The sequence below is a fragment of the Alicyclobacillus kakegawensis NBRC 103104 genome, assembly GCF_001552655.1.
GTDB classification, from domain to species: Bacteria; Bacillota; Bacilli; order Alicyclobacillales; family Alicyclobacillaceae; genus Alicyclobacillus_G; species Alicyclobacillus_G kakegawensis.
Genome location: NZ_BCRP01000042.1, coordinates 1 through 10,674, shown reverse-complemented (window position 1 = coordinate 10,674; position 10,674 = coordinate 1). Strand labels below are relative to the sequence as shown.

9 protein-coding genes and 1 pseudogene are annotated in these 10,674 nt (G+C 55.3%); 1 reads left to right on the top strand and 9 read right to left on the bottom strand.

Features of this window, described 5'->3' with window-relative positions:
- Positions 1–210: 210 nt before the first annotated feature.
- Positions 211–1,383, top strand: a pseudogene (locus AK2_RS15895) (transposase); the annotation flags it as partial.
- A 136-nt stretch (positions 1,384–1,519) separates the two neighbouring features.
- Here the strand turns inward: AK2_RS15895 and AK2_RS15890 are convergent.
- From AK2_RS15890 to AK2_RS15850, 9 genes are read right to left on the bottom strand one after another with little or no spacing between them, the layout of a single operon-like run.
- Positions 1,520–2,731, bottom strand: a complete 1,212-nt coding sequence (locus tag AK2_RS15890) for a hypothetical protein (RefSeq protein WP_067936967.1) — start codon at positions 2,729–2,731, stop codon at positions 1,520–1,522.
- Positions 2,732–2,769: 38 nt separating this feature from the next.
- Positions 2,770–3,372 carry a YddI family membrane protein gene (locus AK2_RS15885; protein ID WP_067936965.1) on the bottom strand — a complete coding sequence of 201 codons (603 nt, stop codon included), beginning with the start codon at positions 3,370–3,372 and terminating at the stop codon, positions 2,770–2,772.
- The gene (locus AK2_RS15880; RefSeq protein WP_067936963.1) at positions 3,369–4,388 is read right to left on the bottom strand and encodes a bifunctional lytic transglycosylase/C40 family peptidase; all 1,020 of its coding nucleotides are present in this window, start codon (positions 4,386–4,388) and stop codon (positions 3,369–3,371) included. The genes AK2_RS15885 and AK2_RS15880 overlap by 4 nt, the downstream gene beginning before the upstream one ends.
- A 21-nt stretch (positions 4,389–4,409) precedes the next feature.
- Positions 4,410–5,957, bottom strand: coding sequence for a hypothetical protein (locus AK2_RS15875; RefSeq protein ID WP_067936958.1), 1,548 nt, complete (start codon positions 5,955–5,957; stop codon positions 4,410–4,412).
- Positions 5,958–5,974: 17 nt separating this feature from the next.
- Entirely contained in the window at positions 5,975–7,084 is a 1,110-nt protein-coding gene (locus AK2_RS15870) for a hypothetical protein (RefSeq protein WP_067936955.1), read from the bottom strand.
- Positions 7,085–9,043 carry a VirB4 family type IV secretion system protein gene (locus AK2_RS15865; RefSeq protein ID WP_067936951.1) on the bottom strand — a complete coding sequence of 653 codons (1,959 nt, stop codon included), beginning with the start codon at positions 9,041–9,043 and terminating at the stop codon, positions 7,085–7,087. It lies immediately after the preceding gene.
- On the bottom strand, positions 8,991–9,812 hold the full coding sequence (locus tag AK2_RS15860; protein ID WP_067936948.1) for a hypothetical protein: 822 nt from the start codon (positions 9,810–9,812) through the stop codon (positions 8,991–8,993). The genes AK2_RS15865 and AK2_RS15860 overlap by 53 nt, the downstream gene beginning before the upstream one ends.
- Complete coding sequence (locus AK2_RS15855) at positions 9,809–10,210, bottom strand: hypothetical protein (protein ID WP_067936945.1); 402 nt, start codon at positions 10,208–10,210, stop codon at positions 9,809–9,811. The genes AK2_RS15860 and AK2_RS15855 overlap by 4 nt, the downstream gene beginning before the upstream one ends.
- Before the next feature lie 25 nt (positions 10,211–10,235).
- Positions 10,236–10,655 (bottom strand): hypothetical protein, encoded by a 420-nt coding sequence (locus AK2_RS15850; RefSeq protein ID WP_067936941.1) that lies wholly within the window; start codon positions 10,653–10,655, stop codon positions 10,236–10,238.
- Between the last annotated feature and the right edge of the window lie 19 nt (positions 10,656–10,674).

Here is a 10,674-nt window from a genome sequence, read left to right as displayed (position 1 = left end):
ATCGCCACCTGGGTTCTGGCTTTCCTCTATGTCGTTGGACTCATCAACCGCTGTCCGTCCGTCCATGCGCTGGCCACGTTCTTCAACAAAGACGGCTTGTTACAGCGCATGTTGGGCATCCAAAAGGTGACCCAATCAGCCCTCAGCCGCTTCCTGACGGGATTTTCTCAATAGGATGTATTCAACCAGAAGCGCACTGCCCGTCTTCAGGAAGATCCGGAAACGGCCCTGGTAGACGGAGATGTCCTTGCGCTTGACGATACGCATGCCCCACACCCGTACGCCAAGGGGATCCCGTTTCTCTACTGGCTCTACGACAGTTCAAGCAAGGTTTACACATGGGCGATGAACATCGTGGCGTTGCACGCCGTCCGCGGTAACGGGGTTGAATATCCCTGGTCCTACACCATCTGGACGAAACCCGATAATGACACAGACAAGAAGCAGTCGAAGCTCGACTTGGCGTTGCAGATGCTCCGAGCTGTCCGTAAACAGGTGACCTGCCGCTTGTGGGTGGTCATGGACCGCTGGTACTTCAGCAAGCCATTCCTTCTGCAGTGCGAGTCGGCGAACTTTGACTGGGTCACGAAGGCCAAACGGAATACTCGGCTATTTCGACGGGTGATTGAACCCGGTACCGGACGTGAACGCTTTGTGCCGATACGCCCAAAAGACCTCATTCGGGAGGTCTACCCATTGCTCATGGCACAAACCAACGTGGATGTCGCCTCCGTCGCCTGTGAGAACATCTATCTCAAGATGCCCAAGGCTTCAGTAAATCGCAGGGGTAAGCCATGCACGAAAATGAAATACACCCCAATCGCCGCAGTCGTCGGCAAACGTATCAAGCCACAAGACAACAAGGCCACCACGGAATCGGCAGAACTGGTGGACCCGAACGAGCCCGTAGAGGCCGACGATGTGGCTGCAGAATACAAAGGAGCCTACCTGTTGATAAGTAATCGTCACGATGTCCCGTCTGAGGTGATGGGAGCGTGGCTTAAGCGCTGGCGAATTGAAGTCTTGTTCCGTACTGCAAAGCAAGAACTCGGGATGCTCAATTGCCATTCGCCCAACGAAAATCACATACGCGCTCATCTGACGTTGTTGTTCACGGCCGAGACGCTCATCCGGTATCTCGTCTGGGAACAAAAAACAGCGGGCGAGGAAGATTGCACCCACAGCCAAGTGATCCGCAATCTACTCTGCATCCGCTGTCATACCCGTCAAGCCGCTCGAATGAACGAGCCGGACTTGATCGTAATCGATCTTGACACAGCGGCGAAGCATTGCGCAAGCCTCATCGACAAATTTTGGCCAACACGGTTGGAACTGAGGTGGTTTGACCCTGACAATACCCAATTATTGAGAGCAACTGCATAGCGCCTGTATTTTATATATCATATCATATAATTTGTAAATTTTCTTGCGCTGCCCAAATATAGCCGACGTCCCGGCTGCCTGCTATCATTCCCTTGATTCAGTGGAGCAATGCGTTGCCTTCTGAGGGCCTAGTGACCTAGAGATTCAATTTAGACAGTAAAGCTTGCTCCAGGCTGTCCAATCCGCTCAGCACTTCGCCAGCGATGACCGCAAGACTCTGCTCAGGCAAGTAAGGGACAGTGGCAACCGCCGTGTCCGTCCAAGCGCCAGCATACTCCATCGGGTCCACCGGCAATCGCTCCGGCACCATGTTCACGACCAAAAGCCGCGGGGTGAGGCGGGATACGTAGGCGATTTTCTCCGGATCCGGCGGCACTACCAGGACATCCACCTCGTTCATCAAGTCGGACAGGCGGACGTCCGTCACCACCGTGACATCGTTGGTCAGGCCTCGAAGACACTTTTTTACCGCGGCTAATGACGGCCCAGAGCCTTGTGCCGGAAGTAGAGTCAACATGGAAGACAGGTGCCAGGCCTCCTCGAGAGTCTGAGCACCGCGAGCAAAGGCATTCGCCCCGTCCCACTCTGCAGGTCCATTAAGCCAGCGCCCAAGGATGGGGCGGTCGCTGGCCTCAATCAACACAGTTTGCCGTGTGCGTGAGAGGGCTCGCGCCAGGTGCAGGGCCACGAAGGTGACGCCTGCACCGGGCAGGCCACTCACCGTGATCAGCGGCGGTCCCACTGCTTCACACTGGGATTTTGATTCGCCTTTGTTATGCAATTCCGGCAATCGAAGACTCAGACGCAAGGCGGGGCGCTTGGAACGAATCCGCTCTTTGGATGATTCCGATTCCGTTGACTCCGTACGTTGGTCTTCGGCGGATTCCGCCGGCTGTTGCCTGCGCCAAGTGATCGGTTTACGAGTGATCGAGCCTTTTCCCAAGTGGTCTTCCTCTACGAGCAAAGCCTCCACGTCCCCGTAGGTTGCCGGGTGGTCGATCCGGTCAAAGACTTCCTCCAGCATCAACTCGTCGGCCAGCAGCAGGTCGTAGACACCCCGATGCACAAGGGCCGACACGAGAGGATCGCCTTTCGGACGGCTTTGGTCGAGAAACACCACTCGCACTCCGTAACGACGTAGATGCTCTACGACCGCCACAAACCCCGCGTCACCCGCGCCACTGTCTGGCAATACGCGAGTGAGGACTACTGTGTCTCCTTGTCCCAATCCGAGAACGGTCAAGCCCTGTAGGTAAGAGACAGTCTGGACAGTGTACTGTTCTTTGTATCGCGCTTCTAAGGCCTGATCAAAGTCCTCCATTCCCGTTGCGAGAATCAGCTTAGACATTTTGCATAGCCTCCATGGTCTCGCTCGAGTAGTTCTTCTCAAGGATTGTTCACGGGCTGAAAGGTGCCAAGTACAGTAGCGTTTGTGATCTTCCACTGGCCGCTATCTTTCGAAAGCGAAAGCTGAAAGATTTGCGTATGCGGAGCCAGGGCGGCGTGACCCACTGCGTAAGAAGTCGTCAAGTCCACCAACGCGTGCGCAGAAGTGGGCGCATTTGATGTGAGATAGATGTCCAGTTTTTTGACCGTGCTTTTTACCGGCATCGGCGGTGATTTGAGCGCTCCTGCGGTGCCTTCGAATTTCGCGAGCACATTCGGCGTCATCTCGTCTTTCACTTGCTGAAACCGAGTCACATAGGACTTGTTATCGTAGTTATACAGGGCGTTGAACACGTTCTGGATGGTGGCTTTGAGCGTCGTATCCTGCTCGGTCTGATGAGTCGTATTCGCCCGCTGAAGCCGTATGAGCTGCGTTCGAACACTGGAGATGGTCTCATTCGCCCGCTGCAATTTTGCCTCGTTCATTTCGGCCTGCGCTTGCCAGTGCTGAGCCTGAACCTGTTTCCCTAGCCCCCACATAAAAGCCACCACCGTGGTGGCTGCAAACAAACCTGAAAATCCCACATAGAACGCCTTATTCAACTGCGAACCCTCCCAAATCCATACAAGTGTTCCTGCCAAAAAGGGTCATCCAGACTCGCATATCCAATACCGCTTGAGTTGGCCGCATACATCGTGTTGTTTCCGACGTAAATCCCAACGTGGGTCACGATGTTACCTGGGTCATTATAGGTGCCGCTGAAAAATACAAGGTCGCCCGGCCGGGCCTGATCGGGCGGAATGTGTGTCGTAGCATCCCACTGCTCTTGAGCCGTCCTCGGCAAGGAAATCCCGATCTGTCCGTATACGTATTGCGTGAGTCCAGAGCAGTCAAAGCTCGTAGCCGGATTCGACCCGCCATAGACATAGGGCCATCCCTGAAACTGCAAAGCGACCTGCATGAGCTGGTCATACTTTCCTTTCGGGAGTGCAGATTCAGCTCCCGTATCCCCTGACCCTTCTTCCGCCGCCAGCTTCGCCAGGACCTGTTCGGCATACTCTGGGTTTCCATAGGACGACCAGCCCATCTTTGCAGCTTCTTCGGCTGAAAACTCTTCAGCCAGTGCAACGGTGTTCTTGTGCCCATGTGCCGCGACAAAATCGAGATATGCCGGGCCGAAATTGTACGCCTGGATGATGGACACCAAGTCATCTCCTAAGGCCTGTCCACGAGTAAGAAGCCTTTTGAAGAGTGCAATCCCGGCTTCCACGCTTTTCTCCGGATCCTGCAAACTATCGGGCGGCAAACCCAAGCTCTCCGAAGACTGCATGAGGTCCAGATCTCCCGAAGTGCCAGTTTCTTGGTCGATGATGGCTAAGAAGAGTGGCACGTATTGAGAGAGTCCCTGTTCTGCCGCAATCTGTTCAACCAATGGCTTCCACTTTAAAACCTGTTCCGGAAAGGCACCGGTATCATCCCCGCCACCCGACGAGGATGAGCCTATGAACGGAACCATAAATATCGGAAGGAGAAACAGAAAGATCACGGGGAAAGGCAGGAGAAACCAGAGCCATTTTATTTTTCGCATCCTAGCTGCTGTTGCAACGGCGCTGGACACTTTCTCTCCCTCCCTTCCGCTTTACCGCCGTACTCCTCGTGCACCCGACGGAGAACTAAGATCATCCAATCCCACGCGGTTCGCGTACATTTGTGCCTGACGCACCATCGATTGCGAAGGGGTCTTGTAGTACTTCCAGTTGATCTTCCCAATCGCGTTTTGCGAATCAATGATGCGCTTTTCACCCCGTTGGGAGAGATTTTTGGCCCGCTCCATCTGGGCTTGGATAGACTGATACTGTTCCTTCGTGGCATCCCGACGTGCCATCGCTTCCCGGTAGGCGGCCTCGTGCTGGACGAATTGTGGTGTTCCTTCCTGATTGGCGTGCCTTAACAGGTCGAGTTCCACCGCCCTTGCACTCACTTCGTTCTCTGCGTTCTCATACGCTTCTTTTGCCGATTCGTACATCGGTGAAATCTTTTCTTGCATTTGTTCCCCCATAGAGATCCATTGAAGCCCCTGTTCGATACCTTGCTGATACTGACCGATTCGAGCCAGATCCTGAGCCGCTTCCGATTCCGGACCGCCAATCTCCGCCGCCTTCAGAAGCTCTATACTGGGCAGGTTCATATCATGCTGAATCTTAGCCTGGGCACTTCCTTCTCCAAATTCTTGCATGGCCACTCCAAGCAGATTGTTCGCCCCTGCATATCCACCCCGACGTCCTCCGAGTGCTTTGTGACGCATGTCCTGGCCAAGTCGTCGTCCTGCTTCCCCAAAAAAGGCGTGCATCGCGTTTTGATACGAAGGCCGCCCCTCTAGCCTTGCGAGCTTTTCCTTGGAAGACGGCATCATGCGGGTATACGCGCCATTGGCGCGGGAAGCCGGGTCAAACAGCGGCGCCCCGGAGGCACCCGTCTTCTTGGCCGATGAGTTCGATCCCGATATCCCTGTTTTGCTCGCCATCCCCGTCTCACTTGACGTACTCGACGTGCTCGATGTCCCCGACATTCCGGCCATGCCAAAGGGGGTATCTCCCATCTTCGCTCGATCCGCTTGATCGCCAGCCGTTGAGGTATCGCCTCCGAGGCCGAATGCGGACGCAGATTCTCCATCCAAAGGAGAATGGGAGAATCCATTGACTCCTGGTCCTTGGTACACCTCTCCAGTAAAAGGATCGGTCATCGTCCAGCCTTGTTCCTTCGGGGAAGGCAGAAGTCCGAAAGGTGCTTTCTTGGCTCCCGGCCACTGTCCTGACGTGCGATTGGAGCCGGCGACCCCGCCGCCACCTCCCCCATTCGGGGGATCCGGTTTCTTTAAAGCCGGCAGACTCTTTTTCAGACCGTTTTCCTTGAGATACTTCCGGGCGCCAGCAAGACCGGCGATTCCAGCTGCAGCTCCCATACCTCCTGTGACTTTAGCGGCGGTTTTTCCGGCATCTAAAAACTTCTCGCCCATCCCGATTCCGATCCCCTCCATGAGCCCAGAGATGAGCGAGCCGGGACCGTGGGGGCCACTGCCGAAGGGGATTAGATGGTCCAGAAAGGACCGGATGAACTTATGGGTCATCAGCATGAGTACCAGCGCGGCCAAGGCCACTAGAAAATCCACAAACGGTCCGGTTGTCACGCTTTCTCACTCCTCTCCTAGAGACCGATGAACACCCACGCCACGAGCAGGAACAGGGCGGCGACAAACGGAATCAGCATGTACGCTATGACCTCTTTCCACCAGTGGACAATGAGGTCGACGCGCCTGCCCGTCACGAGACCGATGCAAAACAGTGGCATCACGGTGATTAAAATGGCCAGTACAACCCGCCGCCACTGGTATACCACCCACATGCAAAAGTTCACGACGCTCAGGACTAAGTTGAATAACGCGTTACCAAGGAGACTACCCGAGGAAGTCCCGGCAAACAGTCGGATATCCTGAACCATCGATGCATCACCTGGCTTGGAACCAAAGAGGAGGCCCCAAAGGCCGGTATGAGCTAATGCTTGGGCATGAGCTGCACTCAGGCCAAGGACCCACTCGGTCAGGCTGGATACCCCTGCATTCAAGAGCCCGAGTCCGTACGGAGAAAGGCCCAGTACCAATCCCGCGGCCACTACATTCTTGCCCAGAGTCACCGCTCGTTCCTTGGCGATGGCAGACGAAGGCGCACTCTGAACCTGAATGCCCTGGATCACGAACGAGATGAGCGCCGCAATCGCCACCAAGACGTACAGGGCGTGTTGGACGTACATCATGGCCGACCAGGTCTGGGTAGAGAAAATCCCCATGATCCAAGTGGAGTTCTTGCTTTGCGTCCAGACGTTGTCCGCCGCCATGGCGGAGGGGCCGGTAAATCCGGTAAGGGCCCAGAAAATAGCCGCAATCGCGTCGAGCAGTGCGGTAATGCCCGAAAAGATTCCACTTACAATCCAGCCCGTAATCCCTCCGGAGTCTGTCATACCGGGTAACTGGATGAGATCCGAGTTGGGCGCACTGGATGTTCCTAGAGAGCCCGTATTAGCGCCGCCCGACACTTGTTGCATTTCCCAGGATACAAAGGCCGTCAGCGTGTACGTCGAAAGGGCCAACACCGCCCCAATGACAATCCACTTGACTCGGCCCATCGCCTCCGCTTTTTTCTGCGGAGACGAGGAAATGATCGCAATGCCGGCAAGCGCCGTTTGCACCAAAGCGAATCCACCGGAGGCAGCCATGAGGATGGTCAAGACAAACCGGGTGAGGGATAAAAGGTCAGTCATTTATCTGCTCCCCTCGGTTTCCGCCGCAATCACTCTGGTTGTCCATAGCTTGTCCTCCGCTGGGGTGGCCTGGTAATACGAGTAGACAATCTCGCCCCCCACGTCCCAGCGCACCTGCCCCGGCTCGAACTCGTAGAGCTGCTCGAGTTCGTGATCTGCGAGAGAAAACAGGTTCCGTAGTGCTTCCTCATCCTGGCGGTCTTGGCGCAGCAGGCACTTCGTAGCGGAGTTACGGATAATGCTCGCCCCGTACGGACTGGCGGCGAATACTCGGAACTGCTGACTGGCCGCCACCGCCGAGCCGCCCCGCTTACGAATCCGCGTAAAGCTCGTGTCGAGAAACATGGCGGCCATGTTTCCCACCGGGGTGCCATCACGGTTCTTTAGCAACTCCTGTGCCTCATCGACCACCACCCTCTTTTTCTGATGAGGGTTTTTCTTGACGAATCTCTCGATAACCCATTCCAGCGCCACATACATACCCAATTTTCTCAGGTCGCTGTTCTCACTCAGGTTCGATAGGTCAAATACGATAATCGGTGCCTTTGCGAGCTGCAGGGTGCTCTGGCAGTCGAACAATCCCAGCGTTTTCCCGGCCGTCACGCGCTCCAAGCGGTCTGCCAGATTTACATAGCGAGGGTCCGCCTTCGCTACTTCCCGCAGTCTCTTGTAGAAATCGGAAAACTGAGGCTGTCTGCGGCGCCGACGCATCTGTAGGGTCTGACCTTGCAACTGACGAGACGTCTCGTACAGAGAACTCGGGTCTTCGTTGAATCCGAAAACCTTGCGGTAAATCTCTTCCCACAGCTTGTTGATCAGTGCAATTTCGGCTCCAGTGAGTTCGTCTGAACCCGTCAGGCTCGCTGCGTAACGGGTAAAGTTCGTCATCTCATCAATTTTTTCTGCGATGTCTACACGTGATCGCTTCTGTCCCGTGACGGGATCGATGTACTCCTCTTCCTCTAGCTCGCATGGGTTCATCCGATCCGGCGCGTCATAGTCGATGGTGACCACTGCCCCTCCCAAGGCTTTAGCAAGGAGTGGGTACTCACCTTCCCAATCGATCACCACAGTTTGGATGTCGTGCAAGATACTGTGGGCGATGAGCATCTTGAGAAAGTACGACTTCCCCGCTCCGGACACCCCGCAAACGAACATGTTTGCATTGGTCAGGCCGTCGTGCCAGGCGTCGAAAAACATGGGCGCCCCGGACACCAGATCAAATCCGACCAGAGGACCGCGACGGTGGGAGAACTGGCTGGACGTGAAGGGAAACATGTTGGCCACATAGCTTCCAAACACCTCCATGGGGAACCGCAGCTTATTGAGTCCCAAGGGGGCCACCGTCAGCAGCCCTTCTTGCTGTAAATCCGCCGCGTCCATCAGTTGAAACCCTCGGCCTGGACCCTCGCGCTCAAGCGTGGCACAGGCACGTTCCAAGGCCGCCTTGCTCTCTGCGCTGACCGTGAGAGCGACCGTCAGGTAATACATCTTCTCTTCTCCGGCTTGCAGGGCTGCTCGAAGGCTGTCCAATTCCTCAACGCGGCGACGGTTGAAGGTTACGTTCTGAGTGCGATCGGACTTGATGTCCATCGCGATCTGAGCCTCAAGGCCTGAGATCACCTGGGTGATCTTTCGGATCTGCCGCGCCGAATCGGCCGGTTCGATGTGCACCGAGACGTCCACGTCCGCTCCAAACCGGAAAAACTGATTCAAAAACCCGAAGTGTACCCGGTTGGGCATTCGCGTAACGAGATACGTGCGCCGATAGCTGTTCGGAGCGATCTCCACATGGGTGGAGTGAAACTCAGCCTTGCTGGCCGTCGCGATCACGTCTTGTAACGTTGGGGCGTGCTCACCCCACACTTCCTCTAGCTCTGACGGTGACTGGGCGCTGTTACCTTGTTCATGCTTGTGCGATTTGACCTCTACCCGTTCTTTGCTGCGCAATAAAGGCATTGAGCGACACCTCCTCGTCATCCCCCGTCAGATACTCTTTGAGACCACCGTAAGCCACGGCATCTCGTGCACGAGCATGTACTCGATCTCGATTCCAAAAAAACTGGAATGCCTCAACAGTTTCTTCTAAGCTCATGGGCTGCGGGGAAACCCGACAACGATTCAATCCGGATATGGCCGTTTCTGTTTCTTGATTCAACAAGCGCAACAGGTCTTCACGGTCTTTCGTGCCCAACATTCCGGCATCGGCTTGCGTGATGAAAAGATTCTCGCGAACCGTACGCTGTTTGTTCCCTTGTTCAACGAGGTGAGCTTCAACGTGCCTTCCATACTCGAGAAGCAGATCGGACTCCCATTTCTCCGCAGTGCGAGTGTAAGTTTGTTCAAAGTACTGTCGGTAATCCGTCAAGTCCATTCGCCGCCCCCGAACAATGAATTGAACGGGGTTATGGAACATGCTGAACATCATCTGAAAGTGGTCTCGAATGGCGCGAATCTCTGTCTCGGACAACGCATAGGGGTTGATATTGCCTACTCGAATCAGGCGACGATAGCTGCCGCCTGTGAGTACGATCTCGCCGGTGGCTTCAGCGCGTTCCACCGGCAAAAAGTCTTGTATAGGCCGGACTTTTTGGGTCTTCTTTCGTTGCGCAGTCTCTTTCGATTCCTGTACGCCACGCTTGGACTTACGAAGTTCCGAAACGAGCGTGACTACCATAACGGCTACAAACACGCTGCCGCCGCCCAGCCATAGCATCCAAGAATTCAAGACGTCTCTCCCCCCTCTGCATGCCTGGACATATCCGCAATATCAATGAGCCAATCTCGCATCTCTTGGCGGTGACGTCGTTCCCGATATTCCAGGTCGTAGCGATAGACCTGTGGTCTGAGGCGAAACCGGATCTTTCGCCATACCCACGTCAATGCGTTAATGCGCCGTTTGGGAACCGGCGTCACCGCCATGACCAGCCCCGGTAATACCCCTATCCCCCCTCCGACCACGACACGATAAGAGGGGCCTGGGAGTGCCCAGGCGAACAGCGCCAGCAACACTCCCAGCGGGGCAAACACCGCTAGGCCAATCCCCAAGGACAAAAGGTGTTTGGTCGTAATAGGCCCAAACAACCTTAGCCCTGTGGAAGACACTTCGATGTAGCCCTCTTCCACTGTTTTTTCCCCCTATTTTTCGTTCTTACGCCCCAAACATGGTGGCGATCCAGGCAGCCAAGGCCGCGATGGTTCCGGCTGCCAAAGCCACCACGATACCAATGGCACCGTTCCGGATTCTCTCCATGCCTTCTTGTTTCCGTGCACCGCCCCCGTGAATGAGGGAGATTCCACCTAGAGCGATAAACACCATTCCAAACCCAGCCGCGGCAGCTGCGATGATCCCGAAGATGCCGACAGCTACATTCTTAATGTCGGTGATGATGGTGGACTGAGTTACGGTTTTGCCGACAACCTGGTTGAACGCTGAAGTTCCACTCGTCGCTGCAAAGGCCATGTGCGCGGTGAACATCCAGGACGCTGCCAGCGTAGATAAAGCCATAACAGCCCGGATTCCTGGCAAGGCTGTTATCGTTTTTTTGAAGCGTCGGTACACAGCTTGCATCCCTCCTCGTGTGTCACAT

Bases quoted from the DNA above. Each gene is read 5' to 3' on its own strand.
- AK2_RS15890 (WP_067936967.1), bottom strand. From the start codon at position 2,731: ATGTCTAAGCTGATTCTCGCAACGGGAATGGAGGACTTTGATCAGGCC.
- AK2_RS15870 (WP_067936955.1), bottom strand. From the start codon at position 7,084: ATGACTGACCTTTTATCCCTCACCCGGTTTGTCTTGACCATCCTCATG.
- AK2_RS15865 (WP_067936951.1), bottom strand. From the start codon at position 9,043: ATGCCTTTATTGCGCAGCAAAGAACGGGTAGAGGTCAAATCGCACAAG.
- AK2_RS15850 (WP_067936941.1), bottom strand. From the start codon at position 10,655: ATGCAAGCTGTGTACCGACGCTTCAAAAAAACGATAACAGCCTTGCCA.